The following is a 22,112-nucleotide window of genomic DNA, read 5'->3' as shown; positions in this document are numbered from 1 at the left end:
AGCAACTAATAAAAACTTTGGCATAACAACATAATGAATACCTATTAATATAAAAATGTTGTTCATTCAAGAGCGCATTGTACCAGTATCTTACTCTCGTCACCGGAGCAGATGGCGATTCTAGGAGCTGGGTGCATTGCAATGCGTTCTTTGGATGCCATACGAATGGAAGATGGTGTACCTTCTATATGTGCTTTCATAGGCATATAGCTGGTCGTCCTGAAAGGGACACTTCGGACATCTTGTATGGCTACTCCTCTCGTTGAACGGAGGGGGTTCTTGGAACCTTTGAGCAACTGCGGCCAGAGGAAACAAGAATCCCCCACTTCCACCGGCATGAGCCGGTAAGTGGGGGTAGTTCAATTCGGGCTTTTTATACGGCATCCATAACGGAGAACCGTTTGTCAAGTCCTGCCAGCTAGGAATGTGCTGTTCCATCATTACATTGCAAACGAAAGAAACCGTTTGTTCCAACTTGAATCAACATTTATTAAAGCAAACATTCGCGCAATATTTTTCTCGGGAGGTCTAATCGATGAACTTAAAAGACGTGCTTGTTTTCTCAGAAGAAGTCGAAAAAGCAATGAAAGAAAATAAACCGGTCGTGGCCTTGGAATCAACGATCATTTCCCATGGCATGCCGTATCCGCAAAATGTAGAGACGGCAAAGGAAGTGGAGCAGCTCATCTGCGAAAACGGCGCTGTGCCTGCGACGATCGCCATTTTGGATGGAAAGATTAAAATCGGTGTCAATGAAGAGGAACTAGAATTTTTAGGGACAAGCAAAGAGATCGAAAAAGTAAGCCGGAGAGATTTGCCATATGTGATTGCCATGAAAAAACACGGGGCGACCACCGTAGCGGCGACCATGATTTGCGCAAATATGGCCGGCATTAAAGTGTTTGCCACCGGCGGAATCGGCGGTGTTCACCGCGGCGCCGAGCAAACGATGGACATTTCCGCGGACTTGCAAGAACTGGCGCGCACGAATGTGGCTGTTGTATGTGCCGGAGCCAAATCGATTTTGGACTTAGGGTTAACGCTGGAATATCTTGAAACAAACGGCGTTCCCGTCATCGGCTACGGTACGGACATATTGCCGGCCTTTTATTCAAGCACAAGTCCGTTCAAAGTGAATTACCGTGTCGATACACCGGAGGAAATGGCGAAATTAATCGCAACAAAATGGGAACTTGGGCTAAACGGCGGTCTGGTTATTGCCAATCCGATTCCAAAAGAAGACGAATTGGAAGAGTCATACATCAATTCGATCATTGAGGAAGCCCTTAAAGAAGCGGAAGAAAAACAAATTGCCGGAAAAGCGGTGACGCCTTTCTTGCTCGATAAAATCAAAACATTAACAGGCGGAAAAAGCCTTGAAGCAAATATCGCATTAGTAAAAAACAACGCTGTCCTAGCCGCGAAAATTGCCGCTAACCTCAAGGGTTGTTACGCGTAGCAGCGCACCTTGTCATCAAGATGGGGAAGCTGATGACAAATGATGATCATGAAAGAGATGCAACACGGGAAGGGAAAGGAACTCTCCAACGGGGGATATTTCCTTCGTGAAAATTCAATAGGAAAGGGAAGCGGATACAGCTTCCCTTTTATGCGTGTTGTTTGACCGCTTGTTCCAGTGTCGTGAGCATTTCTTCTTTTTGCTGCTTGCTCGAATGTTTCCAAATTTCTTCAAAAAGGACGCCGAGCCCTGGCAAATATTTTTCCTCTCCACGCTGAATCGCATCAACGATCGTATCTTCTAATTGCTCCTTCGTGTTGTTGGCCACATTTTGTATAACTGCTTGGCGCAAGTTTAAATCCATCTCGTTCACCTCACAAGTATGTAGTTACATGCTTATTTTTTACGCGAATTTCGTTTATTATGTATATGGATACGCAAAACGTAAAGGAGAATCAACGTTGAAACGAATTGAGTCGGTAAAAAATCCGCAAGTGAAGCAGTGGAAAAAGCTGTTGACGAAAAAGGAACGAGACAAAACAGGGCACTTTCTTATCGAAGGATTTCATTTAGTGGAAGAAGCGTTAAAAAGCAATATATCCATTATCCAATTGATTGTTGACGAGAATAAAGCGATCCCGGCAACCTGGGATGTGAGCGGTCTCCCGATGGCCATCGTTACAGAAGACGTGATGAAAACGATCAGCGATACGGAAACACCGCAAGGCATCGCCGCCATATGCGAGCAGTTTTCCTATGACGATATGGACTGGGCGCAGGCGAATGTGCTTCTGATTGACGCCGTGCAAGACCCAGGCAACGTCGGCACGATGATCCGCACCGCTGATGCGGCGGGAATGGATGCCGTCATTCTTGGCGAAGGATGCGCTGATCTATACAATCCGAAAGTCATCCGCGCTACCCAAGGGTCGCTTTTTCATCTGCCGATTATTCGCGGAAATCTCCGCGAATGGATCGAGCGTCTGCAGGCGGAAAATGTCGCGGTTTACGGAACAGCGTTGGAAAATGGGGAAGATTATCGCCGTATCAAACCGTTGCGGCCGTTTGCTTTGCTTGTCGGCAACGAAGGAAGCGGGGTTCATAAGGAATTGCTGCAAATGACAACGAAAAATTTATACATTCCGATTTATGGACAGGCTGAGTCGTTAAACGTCGCCGTCGCCGCCGGAATTTTGCTTTATCATTTGCGTGAGGGCATTGTAAAATTATAGATAAAAGCTATTTTTGAATACGAGAGGTTGCATCGCCCTTGCCCGTTGCCTATAATATAAAAATAGTTAAATAAGTTAAATACGGAAAACGACGATGAAAGAGAAGAGTAGCTTGCCACTCGCCATCCAGGGAGAAAACGCCGTAGACTGGGAGCGTTTTTATGGCAGAAGCAAGTGAATTCACCTCTGGAGTTGACACTTGGACCATTCCGCGTCTGCGGAATGTAAAGGTGTTCCGGCCGATGCCGTTATCGCAATGAAGCGAACAGCGCGTTTTTTGCGCTGTTAACAAGGGTGGTACCGCGAGTGCACTCGTCCCTTATTTGAAGGGGCGAGTTTTTTTATGGAACATGGTGGAGAGGAGTAGGGGGATGGAGGAAGCGTGGATATTTGGCGATCGCCTCGAACATGTACATTACATCGTCAGGAGAGGCGCCTATGCGGTCATCATTAACGACGGCATGGTCGCTGTCGTGAAAACGCCAACGGGATATTTTTTGCCCGGCGGTGGGGTGGAAGGGACAGAAACATTGGAAAACTGTCTCAAGCGTGAAGTTTTGGAAGAAACGGGGTATAACGTCCGTATTCTCCAATTTATCGGACGTGCGCAAAAGTATTTCTACTCAACGACTTTTCATGACTATATGGCTAGCGATGGGTTTTTCTACATAGCAGAAATTACAGGAGAGCAACACTCCGTTTTCGAAAAAGACCACGAACTAGTGTGGATTCCACGCGAAGATATTCCAAAAGTGTTGTTCCATGAACATCAAGTATGGGCAGTCGAAGAAGCATTTTCTTTCTATGCTCGTTCGAATAAAGAAGAAAAGGAGGAGTTTTCCATGAAAGAACGGTTGCAGCAGCTTCAACAAGAAGCGCTCGAAAAAATCGAACAGGCTCGTGACTTGAAAGCACTCAATGAGGTGCGCGTCGCTTATCTTGGCAAAAAAGGCCCGATTACCGAAGTGCTCCGCGGCATGGGGGCATTATCGCCAGAAGAGCGTCCGGTCATAGGCGCGCTCGCCAACGAAGTACGGCAAGCGATTCAAAACGCGTTAGAAGCAAAGCAAACGAAGCTCGAACAAGAGGAAGTCGAGAAAAAATTAGCCGCGGAAGCCATTGACGTCACGCTTCCAGGCCGCCCGGTCCGAAGAGGAAATCACCATCCGCTCACGCGCGTCATTGAAGAAATCGAAGACTTATTCATCGGCATGGGCTATACGATTGCCGAAGGGCCGGAAGTCGAGAAAGACTACTACAATTTTGAAGCGTTGAACTTGCCAAAAGGCCATCCGGCGCGCGATATGCAAGATTCGTTCTACATTACCGAAGAAATTTTGCTTCGCACCCATACGTCACCGGTGCAGGCGCGCACGATGGAAAAACATCAAGGGCGCGGTCCGGTGAAAATCATCTGCCCGGGAAAAGTGTACCGCCGCGACAATGATGACGCGACTCACTCGCATCAATTTACGCAAATCGAAGGGCTTGTTGTCGATGAAAACATTCGCATGAGCGACCTGAAGGGAACGCTGCGCGAGTTCGCCCGAAAAATGTTTGGCGAAGATCGCGAAATCCGCTTCCGTCCAAGCTTTTTCCCATTCACCGAGCCGTCGGTCGAAGTCGATGTGTCCTGCTTCCATTGCGGCGGTCATGGCTGCAGCGTATGTAAAGGAACGGGCTGGATTGAAATTTTAGGCGCCGGCATGGTCCATCCAAACGTATTAGAAATGGCTGGATTTGATTCGAAAAAATATACGGGTTTCGCATTCGGCATGGGGCCGGAGCGCATTGCAATGCTCAAATACGGCATTGATGACATCCGTCATTTCTATCAAAATGACATTCGTTTCTTGCAACAATTCCATCGTGTATAAAAGGGAGGTTTGATCGATGTTTGTTTCCTATAAATGGCTGCAAGAATATGTTGATTTAACAGGCATCACCGCAAAAGAACTAGCCGACCGCATTACAAAAAGCGGCATTGAAGTCGAAAGCGTGGAAGTATTAAATAAAGGGGCAAAAGGCGTTGTCGTCGGGCATGTGCTTGAGCGCGAGCAGCATCCAAACGCGGATAAATTAAGCAAATGCCTCGTCGATATTGGCGAAGAGGAGCCGGTACAAATTATTTGCGGCGCCCCGAACGTCGCCAAAGGGCAAAAAGTAGCAGTTGCGAAAGTCGGTGCCGTCTTACCAGGAAATTTGAAAATTAAACGGGCAAAACTGCGCGGCGAAGAATCGAACGGCATGATTTGCTCCTTGCAAGAGCTCGGTATTGAATCGAAATTAGTACCGAAAGAATACGCTGATGGCATTTTCGTTTTTCCGAGCGACGCTCCGGTTGGCGCCGATGCATTGAAATTACTAAATCTAGATGATGAAGTATTAGAGCTCGGACTTACGCCAAACCGCGCCGATTGCTTAAGCATGATTGGCGTCGCGTATGAAGTGGCGGCGATTTTAGGCCGGGACGTGAAGCTGCCAACCATTGAGCTTCAAGAAAATGACGAAAATGTTCATGATTATATTTCTGTGCGCGTCGATGCGCCGGAAGACAATCCGTTATACGCAGGGCGCATTGTGAAAAACGTGAAAATCGGTCCGTCGCCGCTTTGGATGCAAACGCGATTAATGGCGGCAGGAATCCGTCCACATAACAACGTGGTCGATATTACGAACTACATTTTGCTTGAGTACGGCCAGCCGCTTCATGCGTTTGACTATGACCGCCTCGGTTCGAAAGAAATTGTTGTGCGTCGCGCAAAAGCAGGCGAAACAATTGTCACGTTGGATGATACGAAGCGCACGTTAACGGAAGATCATCTTGTCATTACCAACGGTACGGAGCCAGTGGCGCTTGCCGGTGTCATGGGCGGCGCGAATTCCGAAGTGCGAAACGACACGACAACGGTGTTTATTGAATCGGCCTATTTCACGAGCCCTGTCATTCGCAAAGCGTCGAAAGACCACGGTTTGCGCAGTGAAGCAAGCACGCGCTTTGAAAAAGGCATTGACCCGGCGCGGACGAAAGAAGCGCTTGACCGCGCGGCCGCGTTAATGGCCGAGTACGCTGGCGGCGAAGTGGTTGGCGGCATTGTCGAGGTCAATACGCTAAAAGAGCAAGAAGTGACGGTCACCATTACGCTAGACCGCATTAACCGTGTGCTTGGCACGACGATTACGAAAGACGAAGTTGCCACGATTTTAACGAACTTGCAATTTGCGTTTATGGAAGATAACGGAACGTTTACGATTACCGTTCCATCACGACGCCGGGATATTTCGATTGAAGAAGATATTATCGAAGAAGTGGCGAGATTGTACGGCTATGACCGCTTGCCGGCGACATTGCCAGTCGCGGAAGCGAAGCCGGGCAAACTGACAGCATATCAAGCAAAACGCCGGCAAGTACGCCGTTATTTAGAAGATGTCGGCCTGTTCCAAGCGATTACGTATTCTCTTACAAGCGAGGAAAAAGCGACAATGTTCGCGTTAGAAACGGCGGAACCGATCCGCTTGGCGCTTCCGATGAGCGAAGAGCGCAGCGTCCTTCGCCAAAGCTTGCTGCCGCACCTTTTGGAAGTAGCGAGCTACAACCGCGCGCGCCAAGTCGAAAATGTCGCTGTCTATGAAACAGGTGCGGTGTATCTGGCGAATGGCGACAACGAACTGCCAAGCGAAAAAGAACGCCTCGCCGGAGTCGTAACAGGCGTATGGCACGCCCACTTATGGCAAGGCGAGAAAAAAGCGGTCGATTTCTATGTGGTCAAAGGTATTTTAGACGGATTGTTCGAGTTGCTAGGCTTAACGAATCGCATTGAATATAAGCAGGCAAAACGCAAACATATGCATCCGGGGCGCACCGCTGATATTTTGCTAGATGGAAAGACGATCGGCTTTGTCGGCCAGCTCCATCCGGCTGTGCAAAAAGAGTACGATTTAAAAGAAACATATGTCTTTGAACTTGCCTTGACCGATTTGTTAAACGCCAAAGTGGAAGATATCCGCTATTCGCCGATTCCGCGCTTCCCGTCGATTACGCGCGACATCGCCCTTGTTGTCGATGAAAACGTCATCGCTGGCGAACTGCAAAAAACGATTATCGAAGCGGGCGGCAAATTGTTGAAAGAAGTATCGATTTTCGACGTATATAAAGGAGACCGCCTTCCAGACGGCAAAAAATCGATTGCCTTTTCGCTTCGTTACTACGATCCGGAACGTACATTAACAGATGAAGAAGTGACCGCCGTTCACGAAAAAGTCATTCAGGCGGTGGAACAGCAATTCGGCGCAACATTGCGCGGATAAAACAAATCCCCCATTTTATGCGAAAGCATAAGGTGGGGGATTTGTTGATTTTAGGAAAATTTAAATAAAACGATTGAAAAAATTTTTTTAAGAAAAATTATGTCGAAAAACAAACGTTTATGTCAGAAAAACACTAAACATTCGTACTTAACATCTGACATTTCTTTCTTTTACAATAGTAAATGGCTAAATAAATGCTGAATTCATTAAGATTTTGTCATGTAAAGGAAGGTGTGAATATGTTCCTCGACATTGTAAAAAACGTCCTATTAAATTTATTTTTTATTTTGATCCCAGTTTTCATTCTTGCATTATGGCTTGAGGAAAGAAACGCACCTGAAAAAATAAGGAAGTACATTTTAACACTCGCTTCCGCCATTATCATCATTCTTTGCATGACATTTCCTATCAATTCCAACATCGATACAGAATACATTTACGATTTACATCAAGTGCCTCTTTGGTTGGGCAGTTTGTATAAAGGGCCGATCGCCAGCCTTTTTCTTTGTATGGTGACGATTGGCTACCGTTCTTTTTTTTGGCGGAAAAGAATTCATGCTGACCGCTGTTACATCGATCACCATTATGATCGCCAGCATTGCTTTATCGAAAAAATTTTTGGCCTTGTCTTCCAAACAGCGCATTTTACTTGCTTTTCTATTATCGGCTGTTTCCGAGATGCTCATGGTCGTTTGGATCCAATCCTTTCATCACACATTGCCGGCTTCTTCAGCGCTTTGGCTCTACCTGCCTGTTCAGCCAATCAGTATGATTTTCACCTGCTATCTTAAGGAGGTTTTATATAAAAACAGCGCGTTAAGAAAACGAATTATCCGCGCGGAAAAAATGGAGGTGGTCAGCCACTTGGCTGCTTCCATTTCCCATGAAGTGCGCAACCCCCTAACGACCGCGCGAGGGTTTATACAATTGCTGGAGCAAAGCCATTTATCGCAAGAAAAGCGGAAACAATACATTCGCATTGCCATCGAAGAATTAGATCGCGCTGAAGCGATTATCACGGATTATCTTACATTCGCCAAACCTGCTCCGGAAAGCGTAGAAAATCTAAATGTGAAAACAGAAATGGAACGCGTCATCGATATTGTGCGTCCGCTGGCAAACATGAATAGTGTTGAAGTCCAAACGTCGCTCATTCCTTGTAACGTCAAAGGGGAACGCCAAAAACTTCAACAATGCTTGCTCAATATTATCAAGAACGCTATTGAAGCAATGCCGAATGGCGGCACACTCGAAGTTTACATTTCTATCGAAAAAGATCAAGTGCTTATCCGCATCTCGGATACAGGGGTCGGAATGACAAAAGAACAAATCGAACGCCTTGGAGAACCATATTTTACAACAAAAGGAAGAAGAGGTACCGGACTTGGAATGATGGTCGTCTATCGAATTATCGAATCGATGGGTGGAACGATCCAAATTGCAAGCGAAGTCAACAAGGGGACGCAAGTATCCTTATATCTTCCACTCACGCAGTCTCTGCATACCCCTTCTGTGGAGCAAAAACGTGACGCCTTTGTCGCTTTATGAGACAAATCACGAATCGGAAAATTGTCTTTCCAGCAGTGATTCCAAGCATAAAAATCACGGAAAAGCTGGTTTTAATGCAAAGATGCTGAACATAAATTGTACGGGTTTAACCAAAGTAAATAAAAATTAGATAATTGTTCATTTTTGTTGTGTCTCAAGAAGATTAAGTCAATTGTAAAATTAGACTTTATCTCATTTTCAATGGAGTGCTAAAAACTCTTTTTCAGTGATTTTAACATGATTAAACTCATTTTCATTAAGGTTAATCAATATCTAGGATCTAAGAAATTTTGTCAATATTTAGAACGTGGTAAAAAACGCATAATCGATTCATGAAAATCCACCACCTTGGAAATTATATACAGAGGTCCAACTACCATCCCAAGGGGTGGATATTAACATGATTTCTAATTGAGTTGCGGAACATGCAATGGATGATGAAATCGCTCCTCTTTTTGCAATCTTTGTTGCGATGCATCGGCCGACGTTTTTTTACTGAAACGCCATACGCGGCAGGACGACCGCGAATTTCCAGAAAATCTTTGCTGAGATATTTCAAAATGTAAATAGTGTGGAACAAAGGATGTCGATCAAGCAATTTTACGACATCTTTTTTATTTGCCTCGTTTCCTTTGTTTAAGCATACGACGATTTTCGGTCGTTTATGTGTATGAAGAAAAGAAGAGTGACAAATTGACATTATTTTGAATATTAGTGTACTATATTACTAGTACACTAATCCACTATTGCTGGAGGGGAAAAAATGAGTTCGTGGATTGGCTTATTAAAAAAAGAATGGCGCATCTCTAAGATGTGGATAATAACTACGGTTGGAATCGTGATCGCCGTTAATATCGTGGCATATTTATTGGCTCTAAAATACGATGAACCGATAACGATGTTCGTTCCATCATTGATTGTCACATGCCTGCATGCTTTTTATATGTTGATCTTTATGGCTCTCGGCTTGCAAACGGAAGCGAAGCGGCTTCATTTATGGCTTCACACCCCACAGCCGGCATTTCGATTGGTAAGCGCCAAACTGCTTATCGCGTTTGGCAGCCTGCTTGTTTCCCTGTTTGTTTCAGCGCTATTTACCTACATTGCGTCGCTTGAAATAAAAGAGAGGTATTTCCATGAGGAAATGTGGAATCATGAGCTTTTTATCCAAAGCGGTGTGCTGGCGGTTTTGTCTATTATGCTGCTATCTATCCATATGGCGGTCTGGTGTTTATTTTATTGGGTGATTTACCGCATCTGTAAACAAATGTTTGCGAAACTATCGGGGCTGATTGTTGCGCTTATTTATTTTCTGTTAGGCTGGCTATTTTCGTTGTTTATGAAAACAAACGTATACGAATGGCTAACGGGATGGGGAAAAATAGCGATGCCGGGGGTTATGTTCAAGTACAATACAACTGAAGAATGGATAATGATTGAAAAGATTGAAACGATGTCAATAGGAGCAGTCGTTTTTTACGGTATTATGGCTGTCCTCGTATTTTGCGCTTCTATTTGGTTAATTGACAGAAAAGTTGAGGTGTAAAGACGTGGCCGGTGAGTTTGATACAACGAAGCCGATCTATATGCAAATAATGGAGAAAATTAATAAGAAAATTGTGCGCAACGAATGGAAAGCGGGAGATAAATTGCCGTCTGTGCGGGAGATGGCCGTACAAACAGGAGTAAACCCGAATACGATCCAGCGCACATATAGCGAGCTCGAAAGGATGGGGATTGTGGAAACACGGCGCGGTCAAGGAACGTTTGTCACGGAAAATGTGGAAGCCATCGAACGGTTGCGTGAACAGCTGAAACGAGATATTGTGGCTGATTTTATACGGAACATGACAGAGCTTGGATTTACGATGAATGACATGATAGCTTCGCTAAAAGATTTCAGTAAGGGAGAGGATGGAAAGAAACAATGATTGAGTTCGAGCGCGTCACAAAAAAGTACGGTAATGTCATCGCATTAGATGATGTATCGCTAAGTTTAGAAAAAGGAAAAATCATCGGCGTCCTTGGCGCAAACGGCAGCGGCAAATCAACTTTTTTGAAATTGATTGCCGGACTCGTTTTTCCTACGAAAGGAAAAGTGCTAGTCGATGGAATGGAAGTAACGAAAAAAATCAGCGGCAAAGTCGCGTATTTATCGGAGCTGGACGCCTATTATGACAGCTTTACGGTTCAGGATATGCTGGAGTTTTACGCTTCGCAATTTAGCGATTTCCACAAAGAAAAAGCGCATGACATTTTAGAGTTTATGGAAATCCAGCCTGATAAAAAAATAAGACAGCTGTCCAAAGGCGGAAGGGGCCGTGCGAAAATCGCTTTTACGTTAGCGCGGGAAGCGCCGATTTTATTGATGGATGAACCGCTGTCCGGCCTTGACCCGATGGTGCGCGAATCTATCGTCAAGGGACTGATTTCATTTGTCGATCTAGAACGGCAGACGATTGTGATGACGACACATGAAATCGATGAAGTGGAACCATTGCTGGATGAGGCGATTTTCCTCCGTGATGGAAAAGTGGCGGAGCGCGTCCACGTCGATGAATTAAGAGAAACAAGCCGCGATAGTGTAGTAAACCGGCTGAAAAAAATTTATAAGGGAGAGGAATAACCATGAATCCGCTTTTGCAGTTGAAAAATGTCAGGAAAGATATTGGCAAGAAAACGATTATCCATGATTTGTCGCTCGAGGTATTTCCAGGGGAGGTGTTTGGGTTTCTGGGGCCGAACGGCGCCGGGAAAACGACAACGATTCGCATGATTGTAGGGCTGATGGGAATTACTAGTGGCGATGTGCTGATTAATGGAATCAGTATTCAAAAAGACTTTGAAAAAGCGATACAGCATGTCGGCGCCATTGTCGAAAACCCGGAGATGTATAAATTTTTAACGGGTTATCAAAATTTATTGCACTATGCGCGAATGACAAAAGGAGTAACAAAGGAGCGAATCGATGAGGTTGTCAAACTAGTGGGGTTGGAAAAACGAATTCATGACAAAGTGAAAACATATTCGCTCGGCATGCGGCAGAGGCTAGGACTGGCGCAGGCATTGCTTCATCGCCCTTCTTTGCTTATTTTGGATGAACCGACAAACGGGCTCGATCCCGCCGGCATCCGCGAAATCCGCGACTATTTGCGCAAGCTGGCGAAAGAAGAAGGGCTGGGGATCATCGTTTCAAGCCATCTTCTGTCGGAAATGGAAATGATGTGCGACCGCTTTGCGATTATTCAACATGGAAGATTAGTAGGAATTGAATCGGTTCAAGAGCTGTCAAAACAAGCTCAAAAGGTGCTGCTTACAGTAAAGCCGGTGGAACAGGCACTAACCGTGATCAAAAACATCTATCCTCATATGAACATCACATCGGCAAAGCAAGGAATTGAAGTTTCCATCGATTATGAGGAAATACCAAGCTTGAATGCCGCCTTAGTGTCAGAAAATATCAAAGTATATGGCATTCAAGTTCTTACGAAATCGTTGGAAGAAAGATTTTTAGAAATGACGGGAGGTAATGAAATTGCCTAGCATTCTTTCATTAATTCAAAACGAAAATATGAAAATTTACCGCCGTATTGGCACATGGTTTATGATCGCTCTTCTTGCCTTGTCGACATTAGCGGGAGCGCTGATTACAAAAGCAACGCATAAAGAGCCGAAAAATTGGAAGGCGGAGGTTGCTTCGGAGATAAAGGAAATGGAAGCACAGCTTTCTGAGGAAAAGGTGCCGAAAATGTATAAAAATCATCTCGAACAGCAGCTGAAAATCAATGAGTATCGTCTAGAGCATAATATAAAACCTGTGGCGTCCAATACGTTCTGGGGATATTTGGTGAGTTCTGCAGACATTATTGCGCTGATCACGCTGTTTACGATTATTGTGGCGGCAGGAAGCGTAGCCAATGAATTTTCGTGGGGAACTATCAAGCTGCTTCTCATTCGTTCCGCCAGCCGCACGAAAATTTTGCTTTCGAAATACATTGCCGCTCTGTTGTTTGCGCTTTGCATGCTGCTATTGCTATTTGTTTTCTCGTCCGTCGTCGGCGCGATTGTTTTTGGAATCGAAAACATCCGCGAACCATATTTAGCGTACCAAAACGGAACGGTTGTTGAGAAAAGCATGCTTCTCCATGTCATGCAAGTATACGCACTCAATTGCGTTGATCTTGTCATGATGACGACCTTTGCGTTTATGATATCCGCGGTGTTTCGCAATCACTCGCTTGCGGTTGGACTGGCGACTTTTGCCCTGTTTGCAGGGCCGCAGATTACGACGCTTCTTGCCATGAAATTTGACTGGGCAAAATATTTATTATTTGCCAATACAGACTTAACGCAATATATTGATGGAACGCCGCTTGTCGAAGGAATGACAATGCCGTTTTCCATGATGATGCTGCTTATTTACTTTGTTATATTTAACGCACTTACATGGTTTATTTTCCGGAAGCGCGATATTGCGGCGTAATCGGTCCTATTCGCTTATGGAAACGATCCATCCCTTGGCCCTTGTTTTTTATCACGGTATGTGACTGCCAAGGAGATGGATTTTTTTATTAAATGTCCAAGCATTGTTTAGTGCAACGGAGAATGAGGTATATAACCAATTATTGTCCATTCTCATTATGTATTTGTTATGCTCAAACGAGCAAACGCCGCTCGTTTACGAATCTATCGTTTCTTGTAATTTTATCTTGTAAAATGAAAAAGAATGTACGGAGGTGTTTTCAAATGGGAAATCTTATTGTAGAATGTCCAGGATGCAAACTGAAACTTCCTAGTAAAAATTTAGAGCCTTGCGACCGTTATCACGCATCCGGCGAGTGCTGGCAGTTTTACGGAGAATTAGCCGCATATAACATGTCAAAAAATGATCCCGCCTTCATCCACCAACTAGCCGTCGACGCCTACGGCGCGCAACATTCAGGAGGAGTGACGCGCAACATTACAACGGCATTTGCGCTCATCGGCTTATATTTATCCATTGAATGCGGATACACGGGAAGGCAAGTACAGAAAGCACACATGGAATTAGCCAAGCGGCGGCACGATTGGCCTCGCTTCGAACCACCTCATCAAACATATTCGCTGACGGTATTCGATGTGTTGCGTGTGGAACCAGGCAAGAAAAGAGACGAGATGCTTAAATCCTGGGCAGAAGATGTCTGGAAGAGCTGGGAACACTACCATGATTGGGTCAGAACAATCTGCCATCAATGGCTCAATAGGTGAAGCCTGTTTGCGTTTTCGGCATTATCGAAAAAGTCACATGGCTGCGGTTTGTTAAGTTTTTTGCATAAAAATAACGGTTGTCCTTTCTCAATACTTCTCTTTTGACTTTTTTTCTAGGAGATTGTTACATTGTTTAATAGTTAAATAATTAAACTATTTTTTACAAAAAGGGGCGATAGCTTGCAGAAGAGAAACATTGATGATCTCATTGAACGGTATTTGTCTGTTTCGTTTATGGTAATGAAAAAAGCAGCGGCGCTCGTCAAGTGCGAGCTTGATGAGGATATGACAAACGACCAGTATTACCTGCTTCGCTGCATCAAAAAGAAAGCGAAATGCACATCCACCGAGCTTGCGTCCTTGTTTGGCGTAAACAAAAGCGCGATTACGGCGATGACGAACCGCCTTGTCGAAAAAGGCCTGCTTCAGCGCACGCGAGATCAAAACGACCGCAGGGTTGTTTATTTGACGCTGACGGAACGAGGAGACAAATGGATTACGGAAACGGAAGAAAAAATTCATAAATTGGTCGAATCGTTCATAACCAAATTTTCGGAAGAGGAAATTGAAGCATTTATTCAAACATATGAAAAACTTGTCCGCATTTTTCAGGAGATGGAGGGAACATCGTGAGAGGAATCATTAAAGGAAAATGGTTCGTGCTCTTGGTATGGGTCATCGCCGCTGCCGTGCTGATGGTGACGGCGCCGAACATGGCCGATCTTGTCCGCGAGAAAGGGCAGCTTAGCGTGCCGAAAGGATATTCGTCATCGTTAGCGATGGAGATTTTAAAGGAAGTGCAGCAGCGGGAAAACAAGGGGAGCGAACTGTCAACGGCGCTTGTGTTTTATCGTAAAGGCGGCCTGACGAATCACGATTGGAAGGAAGCGGAGCACGCCGTCAGCGAGCTGGAGAAAAACAAAAAAAGGTTGGGAATCACCGAGACTGTTTCTCCGTTTAAAGAAAAAGAATTGAAAGACCAGCTCGTCTCTAAAGATGGAACGACGATGCTGATATTGGTCAAAGTCGAACGAAACGGCCGAAGCGCGCAAGAAATGACAAAAGCGCTATACAAAGCGATCGATGACGTTTCTGTCGAGCATTATTATACAGGAAGCTGGATGATTGACGAAGATGTCGTTATCAGCTCCCAACGCGGGTTGAAAAAGACAGAAGGCATTACGGTTGTGTTTATTTTAGTGGTGCTGCTTGTCGTGTTCCGTTCGTTTGTCGCGCCGCTCATTCCGCTTGTGACGGTCGGGATAACCTATTTAGTGTCGCAGTCAATCGTTGCTTTTCTTGTGGATCAAGTGAATTTTCCGCTGTCGACGTTTACGCAAATCTTTTTAGTTGCTGTGTTGTTTGGAATTGGGACGGACTATTGTATTTTGCTGTTAAGCCGGTTTAAGGAAGAACTTTCACAGCATGAAAACCGCACGGATGCCATTGTCGCCACATACCGTACCGCCGGAAAAACGGTATTGTTCAGTGGAATCGCGGTGATGATCGGGTTTGCCGCAATTGGGCTGTCGACGTTTAAGTTGTATCAATCGGCTGCCGCGGTCGCGGTTGGTGTCGCGGTGCTGCTCGTTGCGCTGATGACGTTGGTGCCGTTTTTTATGGCGGCGCTTGGCCCAAAGCTGTTTTGGCCGGTGAAAGGAAATTTGGAACATAAACAAAGCCGATTGTGGGATGCCGCAGGCCGGTTTGCGTTTGCCAGACCGTTAATTGCGTTAGGCATCGTTGCGGTCATTACCGTTCCCGTGTTGGTGACATATGAAGGGAATTTGTCGTTTGATTCCCTTGAAGAAATTGGTGACGACTATGCGTCCGTCAAAGCGTTTAACGTTATTGCCAAAAGCTTTAATCCTGGCGAAGCGATGCCGACGCAAATCGTCATGAAAAACGATGAAGCGATGAACTCGCAGGAGTATTTCGCATTAATCGAAAAAATTAGCCGTGAAGTCGAAAAAATCGATGGGGTGGACAAAGTACGTTCTGTCACGCGTCCGACAGGAAAACCGATTGAACAATTGTTTGTCACCGAGCAAGCGAAAAACTTAAAAAACGGTCTTGGACAAGGAAAAGAAGGGATTGAGAAAATCAGCTCCGGACTAAGTCAAGCGAGCAAACAGCTCTCTGTGTCCGCGCCAAAATTAAAACAAGCGACAAACGTTATGGAAAAGATTGTATCAGGGACGGAGCGGCTCAAAATGGGGGTCGGCGATCTGCAAAAAGGGCTGGCGCAAATTGAGCAAGGCATTCGCAGCGGTTCGATGGGAGCTGGCGAAATCAAAAAAGGATTGACAACAATCCAGGACAATGCGAAAAAGTTAAAGCGAGGCGCTGAACAGTTGCTCCAAGGCTATGAAAAGGCGGGCGCCGGTCTCTCTTCGCTTGTCAGCCAGTATGAACAGCTGCAAGAAGGCATGAACGTCTTATCGGGGCAATTATCCTCGGTAAGCGCATCGTTGAACCGTATTGAGCAAATACATCCAGAGTTGCAGCAAGACCGCGAATACCAGCAGGCAAAAATGGTTGCTGCAGAATTGGCAAAACAATCACAGCAAATGACTGCTGGTTTTGTACAATTAAATACTGCGCTCAAACAGGCAAGCGATGGGGTACGCCAAGCGAATGGCTCGTTTACGCAGCTTATCAGCGGCCAAAAAGCATGGATCGATGGCATGACCAAGCTGATTGCCGGGCTTGACGAGCTGCAAAAAGGGATGGATAAAGCAGCAAACGGACAGCGCCAAGTCATCGAGCGCCTGCCACAATTGGCGAATGGATTAAGCCAGGTAAATAACGGGCAAGAACAGCTGCTGCAAGGATTTTCGCAGTTAGACGGGCAAATGAATCAATTAATTACAGGACTGGATCAAAGCGCGAACGGTCTTCGGCAAGTATCGAAAGGCCTCGGTTCCGCAGAAAGCTATTTATCCGAGCTTTCGTCTTCGCCAAACGAAGAAATGACGGGATGGTATTTGCCGAAACAAGTGCTTGAGAGCAAAGAGTTTGCCCAAGCACAAGATGCATATATGTCCAAAGATAGAAAAGTAGTGACGTTTGATGTGATTTTTGATGAAAATCCGTATTCGACGTCAGCGTTAAATAAAATCGATGATATTAAGCATGCGGTCGCGCGCGCGGTCAAAGATACGAAACTCGAAAACGCAAAAGTTGCCGTTGGCGGAGTGACAAGCATTTATTCTGATTTGCGCACCATCTCGTCGAATGACTATTCCCGCACTGTCGTGTTGATGCTTGCCGGCATTGCGCTTATTTTAATCATTTTGCTTCGTTCGCTGATCATGCCAATGTATTTAATTTTATCGCTTATTTTGACATACTACACATCGATGGCGGTAACAGAGCTTATTTTCGTCCATGGACTTGGATATGCCGGCCTAAACTGGGCGGTATCGTTTTTCGCGTTTGTCATCTTGATCGCGCTTGGCATCGACTACAGCATTTTCTTGATGGACCGCTTCAACGAATACCGCGACAAGACGGTGCAGGAAGCGATGCTTCTGGCGATGCGCAACATGGGAACGGTCATTATTTCCGCTGCTGTCATTTTAGGCGGGACGTTTGCGGCGATGTATCCGTCCGGCGTCTTGTCGCTTTTGCAAATCGCGACGATCGTCCTTACGGGATTAATTTTATACGCGCTTGTTGTGCTGCCGCTCTTTGTCCCTGTGATGGTGAAAACATTCGGCAAAGCAAACTGGTGGCCGTTTATGAAGTAAAGGTAGGGCTCTGGCAAGGAGCCCGTTTTTTTTTTTTTGAGCATATTTATTGTTGCTTTTGTAAAAGGTAATCTATGATAAAAGTACAAATTCGATAAAAGGGGGAATAGCCAATGACCAAGCGCGTGCTGATGGTGGTTACCAACCATACGACCATTACCGACGACCATAAAACAGGGCTTTGGCTCGAAGAATTCGCTGTTCCGTATCTGGTGTTTAAGGAAAAAGGATATGACGTAAAAGTAGCAAGCATTCAAGGCGGGGAAGTACCGCTTGATCCGCGCAGCATTGAAGAAAAAGATCCAGCTTGGGCAGAAGCTGAAAAAGAGTTGAAAAACACTGCCCGTTTGAGCAAAGACGATGCAACTGGGTTTGATGCGATTTTCCTTCCTGGCGGCCACGGGACGATGTTTGATTTTCCAGATAATGAAACATTGCAATACGTTTTGCAGCAATTCGCTGAAGATGGAAGAATCATTGGCGCCGTTTGCCATGGCCCATCTGGTCTTGTCAATGTAACATATAAGGACGGGACGCCGCTTGTCAAAGGAAAGACGGTAACGTCGTTTACGGATGAAGAAGAGAGAGAGGTGCAGTTAGACCAATATATGCCGTTTTTACTTGAATCGACGTTGCGCTTAAGAGGCGCCAATTTCGTCCACGGTGAAAAATGGAAGGACTTCTCCGTGCGTGACGGCAATTTGATTACCGGGCAAAATCCGCAATCCAGTAGAAGCACGGCGGAAAAAGTTGTTGAGGCGCTGGAGGAGAAAGAAAAGTAAAGATGATAAACGGCAGCGGGAGCCCAACTTACTCGCCTATGTATGAACGAAGAGAGGCTGACTCAAAAGGCCGCTAACAACGGTCTTTTCGAGCCATCCTCTTTTTATGTTTACTGTTTAGCAATCCGCACTGCTTTTTCTGTATTAGCGAAATGAAGCTTTGCGCACGTTTCGAGAATTGCAGGCCCGTGCATTTGGATAAGCTTTGCAGCAGCTTGATCGACTTGTGCTCCCGCCCCTTTTGGCAATGTCATGCCGACTTGCTTGCTTAGCCGCTCTATTTCCTGCAAAAATACGTAGCGGGCGATCGTCGAAGCAGCGGCCACTGCAATATGAATCGTTTCCGCCTTCGGGTAGCAATACACACGATCGCGGACGACATTTGTTTCGCTTTCGAGGTAGCGAAAATATAAGTCCCGCTCAATAAATTGGTCAATAATGATCGCTTCTGGCTCAAGCGGCGAAAGTTGTTCCACGAGCTTTCTAATTGCTTCATTATGTAATAACGCCTTTATTTTCGTTTGCGGCATTCCGCTTCGTTGCCAGTCATTATACATTGGATTGGACAGTATCACCGTTTGGTGCGGGATCATGCTCATAAGCGATGGGGCGAGCCGGCGGATGGCTTCATCGGTTAATAGTTTCGAATCTTTTACTCCCGTTGCTGTGATCACATCCATTTGGTCTTTGGCGACATATGCGGCGGCAACGACAACTGGCCCAAAATAATCTCCGGTTCCGACTTCATCGGAGCCGACTGCCGATGCAGCAGCCAAACGAGGTTGGAAAGCCGCCGTTTCTTTTTGACCCGATTGTTTCATCCATTTCGCTGCTTCCTGTTCTGCCTCTTTTCCTTGAAACAGCACCTTTCCCGAACGGTAAGCGGTAATTGTGCAGCCTGATCGTTTGGCAACGAACAAAGCACCTGCAGGAAGATGCCCCGTTATATCGGAAGCGTAATGATTCCGCATCTTTTCCAGCATCGCTGCTGTTGCCGTGATGACGTGATTTGCCATGGCCATTCACTCCTAATTGCAATTGTTTTTTCTTTTGCATATCATAGTCGTATCTTTTCATTATATCAGCATTCATGTTATGATAAACAATAGGATTTTGCAGAATGGGGGAAATCATTTGGCGGAGCAACAAAAAACGCGGGTGACAGTCGATATATACGGGCAGCAATATACGATCGTCGGCACAGAAAGCTCAAGCCATATCCGATTAGTCGCATCGATTGTCGACGACAAAATGCGGGAGATTAGCGAGAAAAATCCGACATTGGATATTAATAAACTAGCGGTACTAACAGCAATTAATATCGTTCATGATTATATAAAATTAAAAGAAGAATATGATCGGCTTTTACAAAAACTACATAAGGAAAAGGATGAGTAACGGAATGGTCGATCTTCTTTTACTTTTTATCCTTTTAATGGGGTTTATGATCGGGCTAAAGCGAGGCTTTATTCTCCAATTTATTCATATGACCGGCTTTATCATCGCTTTTGTTGTCGCTTATCTTTATTATGAAAAATTAGTGCCGCCGCTGCGTCTGTGGATTCCGTATCCGACGTTTGGCGATCCGGAAACGGTCAAACTGCTGTTTGAAAGCACGCATTTGGATGACGCATATTATCGGGCGATCGCGTTTGCGATTTTATTCTTCGCTACGAAAATTGTGATGCAAATTATTGGTTCAATGCTGGATTTCGTGGCGCAATTGCCGCTCCTTCGCAGCATCAACCGCTGGGCTGGCGGAGCGTTAGGATTTGTCGAAGTATATTTAATTGTGTTTCTTATCCTATACATTGGTGCACTAGTTCCCATTCAAAGCTGGCAGGCAAAGCTTCAAGGTTCTTTTCTTGCTACTGCCATTGTCAAGCATACCCCATTTTTATCGGAAATGTTGAAACAAATGTGGATGCGTTACATGGTGTAATCACTTCTCTATGACTCATAGGGAAGTTTTTTTGTACTTTTTCGTAAAAACTTGTATTATGTTTCGTAGCGGATGGTACAGATAGGTGGGGGATAAAATGAAAGGAAACAAAAAAGATGTCATTCGTCTGTTGGAGACGATTGCGTTATATATGGAAATAAAAGGGGAAAATCCGTTTAAAATTGCAGCGTTTCGCAAGGCGGCAAGCGCATTGGAAACCGATGAACGAAGCATTGCGGAAATAGACGATTTCACCGCCATCCCGGGAATTGGAAAGGGGACATCAAGCGTCATCAACGAATTTTTGGAAACGGGTACATCGAGGGTTCTTGAACAATTAAAGGAGGAAATTCCTGAAACCCTGCTTACGCTGCTTCGGCTTCCCGGGCTTGGCGGAAAGAAAATTGCCAAATTATACCAGGAGCTAGGGGTTGTCGATATGGCCACCTTAAAAGAAGCTTGCCTCGCTCAGAAAGTGCAGAAACTGCCGGGCTTTGGAAAAAAAACAGAAGAAAAACTATTAGCGGCGATCGAAGAAAGCGGAGCCCGTCCGGAGCGGCTGCCGCTGGCAGCGGTGCTGCCGATTGCCACGGAAATTGAAGAGCAGTTGAAGACGATGAAAGGAATCATCCGTTTTTCGCGTGCCGGCAGTTTGCGGCGCATGAAAGAGACAGTAAAAGATCTGGATTTCATTATTGCCACGAATGACCCGCAGCTGGTGCGGGAACAGCTGCTGCAGCTAAATCACATTTCCAATGTGATCGCCAGCGGGGATACGAAAGTATCGTTGCAGCTTTCTTATGAGTACGACATTGCCGTTGATTTTCGGTTAGTGACAGAAGAACAGTTTTCCACAACGCTTCATCATTTTACAGGGTCGAAAGAGCATAATGTCCGCATGCGGCAGCTGGCGAAAGAACGAGGGGAAAAAATTAGCGAATATGGCGTAGAAAATGGAAAAACGGGAGAAATAAAAACGTTTCCGAGTGAACAAGCGTTTTTTGCTTATTTTCAATTGCCGTTTATTCCGCCGGAGTTAAGAGAAGACGGCACAGAAGTCGACCGTTACCGCGACGATTATCCGCTTCTTCATCTTTCCCATATCCAGGGGGATTTGCATATGCATTCGGCTTGGAGCGACGGGGCGTGTTCGATTGAAGAGATGGCGGAGGCATGTCGGAAGCGAGGCTACCGCTATATGGCGATTACTGACCATTCTCAATATTTAAAGGTTGCCAACGGGCTGACAGTCGAACGATTAAAGCGGCAGCGCGAAGAAATTGAACGATTAAACGCGAAATACGATGATTTTACGATTTTGGCTGGCGTGGAAATGGATATTTTGCCGGACGGGACGCTCGATTACGATGATGAGGTGTTGGCGGAATTGGACTTTGTCATTGCTGCGATTCACTCGAGCTTCTCGCAGCCGCGCGATGTCATTATGAAGCGGCTTACGGCTGCGCTTCGCAATCGCTATGTTGATGTCATCGCCCATCCGACAGGACGGCTGATCGGCAGACGGGACGGATATGACGTCGATATCGATATGCTCATAGAGCTGGCACGGGAGACGGATACCGTGTTGGAATTAAACGCGAATCCGAACCGCCTTGATTTATCGTATGTTTATTTGAAAAAAGCGCAAGACGCCGGTGTGAAAATTGCTATTAATACCGACGCCCATCATTTGGACATGCTTGAGGATATGGAAATTGGAGTGGCGGCGGCGCGCAAAGGCTGGATTCGCAAAGATACGGTCATCAACACATGGACGCTGGAGGAATTACGGCATTTTTTACGGCGAAAACGTTCCACTAAATAAAATGGGCATGGAGGTTT

18 protein-coding genes, 2 pseudogenes and 1 other annotated feature are annotated in these 22,112 nt (G+C 45.6%); of the genes and pseudogenes, 18 read left to right on the top strand and 2 right to left on the bottom strand.

Going from position 1 to position 22,112, the window contains the following annotated elements; genetic code table 11:
• Nucleotides 1–535 precede the first annotated feature (535 nt).
• A complete protein-coding gene (locus GCA01S_RS01345) occupies nt 536–1,459 on the top strand; it encodes a pseudouridine-5'-phosphate glycosidase (RefSeq protein WP_017437221.1) in 924 nt (307 codons plus the stop codon).
• Between the two features lie 148 nt (nt 1,460–1,607).
• On the opposite strand, the gene sspI is transcribed toward GCA01S_RS01345, so the two are convergent.
• A complete protein-coding gene (sspI, locus tag GCA01S_RS01340) occupies nt 1,608–1,823 on the bottom strand; it encodes a small acid-soluble spore protein SspI (protein WP_042406593.1) in 216 nt (71 codons plus the stop codon).
• A gap of 97 nt (nt 1,824–1,920) precedes the next feature.
• Here sspI and GCA01S_RS01335 point away from each other — a divergent pair, with 97 nt between their 5' ends.
• The 14 genes and pseudogenes from GCA01S_RS01335 (at nt 1,921) to GCA01S_RS01275 (ending at nt 18,328) form a co-directional block, all read left to right on the top strand.
• Nucleotides 1,921–2,691 (top strand): TrmH family RNA methyltransferase, encoded by a 771-nt coding sequence (locus GCA01S_RS01335; RefSeq protein WP_042406590.1) that lies wholly within the window; start codon nt 1,921–1,923, stop codon nt 2,689–2,691.
• Between the two features lie 85 nt (nt 2,692–2,776).
• Nucleotides 2,777–3,014, top strand: a binding site (T-box leader).
• A gap of 27 nt (nt 3,015–3,041) precedes the next feature.
• A pseudogene (locus tag GCA01S_RS20775) lies at nt 3,042–3,431 on the top strand (NUDIX domain-containing protein); the annotation flags it as partial.
• Between the two features lie 102 nt (nt 3,432–3,533).
• On the top strand, nt 3,534–4,568 hold the full coding sequence (gene pheS / locus GCA01S_RS01330) for a phenylalanine--tRNA ligase subunit alpha (RefSeq protein ID WP_026078643.1): 1,035 nt from the start codon (nt 3,534–3,536) through the stop codon (nt 4,566–4,568).
• Nucleotides 4,569–4,584: 16 nt separating this feature from the next.
• A complete protein-coding gene (gene pheT, locus GCA01S_RS01325; protein ID WP_042406586.1) occupies nt 4,585–6,999 on the top strand; it encodes a phenylalanine--tRNA ligase subunit beta in 2,415 nt (804 codons plus the stop codon).
• A 239-nt stretch (nt 7,000–7,238) separates the two neighbouring features.
• Nucleotides 7,239–8,547 (top strand): annotated as a pseudogene (locus GCA01S_RS01320) (ATP-binding protein).
• Nucleotides 8,548–9,310: 763 nt separating this feature from the next.
• Nucleotides 9,311–10,093, top strand: a complete 783-nt coding sequence (locus tag GCA01S_RS01315; protein ID WP_042406583.1) for a hypothetical protein — start codon at nt 9,311–9,313, stop codon at nt 10,091–10,093.
• A 4-nt stretch (nt 10,094–10,097) separates the two neighbouring features.
• On the top strand, nt 10,098–10,478 hold the full coding sequence (locus tag GCA01S_RS01310; protein ID WP_017434544.1) for a GntR family transcriptional regulator: 381 nt from the start codon (nt 10,098–10,100) through the stop codon (nt 10,476–10,478).
• Complete coding sequence (locus tag GCA01S_RS01305) at nt 10,475–11,173, top strand: ABC transporter ATP-binding protein (RefSeq protein WP_042406581.1); 699 nt, start codon at nt 10,475–10,477, stop codon at nt 11,171–11,173. The genes GCA01S_RS01310 and GCA01S_RS01305 overlap by 4 nt, the downstream gene beginning before the upstream one ends.
• 2 nt (nt 11,174–11,175) lie before the next feature.
• Nucleotides 11,176–12,090: an ABC transporter ATP-binding protein gene (locus GCA01S_RS01300; protein ID WP_042406578.1), complete on the top strand. Its 915-nt coding sequence runs from the start codon at nt 11,176–11,178 to the stop codon at nt 12,088–12,090.
• Nucleotides 12,083–13,030, top strand: a complete 948-nt coding sequence (locus tag GCA01S_RS01295) for an ABC transporter permease (RefSeq protein ID WP_052510006.1) — start codon at nt 12,083–12,085, stop codon at nt 13,028–13,030. The genes GCA01S_RS01300 and GCA01S_RS01295 overlap by 8 nt, the downstream gene beginning before the upstream one ends.
• 263 nt (nt 13,031–13,293) lie before the next feature.
• The gene (locus tag GCA01S_RS01290; protein WP_042406576.1) at nt 13,294–13,794 is read left to right on the top strand and encodes a DUF5946 family protein; all 501 of its coding nucleotides are present in this window, start codon (nt 13,294–13,296) and stop codon (nt 13,792–13,794) included.
• A 180-nt stretch (nt 13,795–13,974) separates the two neighbouring features.
• Entirely contained in the window at nt 13,975–14,427 is a 453-nt protein-coding gene (locus tag GCA01S_RS01285; RefSeq protein WP_017435427.1) for a MarR family winged helix-turn-helix transcriptional regulator, read from the top strand.
• Nucleotides 14,424–17,546 carry an MMPL family transporter gene (locus GCA01S_RS01280; protein ID WP_042406574.1) on the top strand — a complete coding sequence of 1,041 codons (3,123 nt, stop codon included), beginning with the start codon at nt 14,424–14,426 and terminating at the stop codon, nt 17,544–17,546. Before GCA01S_RS01285 ends, GCA01S_RS01280 begins: the two co-directional genes overlap by 4 nt.
• Before the next feature lie 113 nt (nt 17,547–17,659).
• Nucleotides 17,660–18,328, top strand: a complete 669-nt coding sequence (locus GCA01S_RS01275) for a type 1 glutamine amidotransferase domain-containing protein (protein WP_042406572.1) — start codon at nt 17,660–17,662, stop codon at nt 18,326–18,328.
• A gap of 110 nt (nt 18,329–18,438) precedes the next feature.
• Here the strand turns inward: GCA01S_RS01275 and rnhC are convergent, their stop codons facing one another.
• Nucleotides 18,439–19,344: a ribonuclease HIII gene (gene rnhC, locus GCA01S_RS01270; RefSeq protein WP_042406570.1), complete on the bottom strand. Its 906-nt coding sequence runs from the start codon at nt 19,342–19,344 to the stop codon at nt 18,439–18,441.
• A gap of 118 nt (nt 19,345–19,462) precedes the next feature.
• On the opposite strand from rnhC, the gene zapA reads away from it, so the two are divergent.
• The 3 genes from zapA to polX all read left to right on the top strand — a co-directional run bounded on the left by zapA (nt 19,463) and on the right by polX (nt 22,095).
• Entirely contained in the window at nt 19,463–19,726 is a 264-nt protein-coding gene (zapA, locus tag GCA01S_RS01265; RefSeq protein WP_017435431.1) for a cell division protein ZapA, read from the top strand.
• Nucleotides 19,727–19,730: 4 nt separating this feature from the next.
• Nucleotides 19,731–20,270 (top strand): CvpA family protein, encoded by a 540-nt coding sequence (locus GCA01S_RS01260; RefSeq protein ID WP_017435432.1) that lies wholly within the window; start codon nt 19,731–19,733, stop codon nt 20,268–20,270.
• Between the two features lie 97 nt (nt 20,271–20,367).
• Nucleotides 20,368–22,095, top strand: a complete 1,728-nt coding sequence (gene polX, locus GCA01S_RS01255; RefSeq protein WP_042406567.1) for a DNA polymerase/3'-5' exonuclease PolX — start codon at nt 20,368–20,370, stop codon at nt 22,093–22,095.
• The last annotated feature ends 17 nt before the right edge of the window (nt 22,096–22,112 follow it).

Source organism: Parageobacillus caldoxylosilyticus NBRC 107762 (assembly GCF_000632715.1).
GTDB lineage: Bacteria > Bacillota > Bacilli > Bacillales > Anoxybacillaceae > Saccharococcus > Saccharococcus caldoxylosilyticus.
The sequence above is the reverse complement of the archived record's forward strand: the minus strand, read 5'-3'. Positions and strand labels throughout refer to the sequence as shown.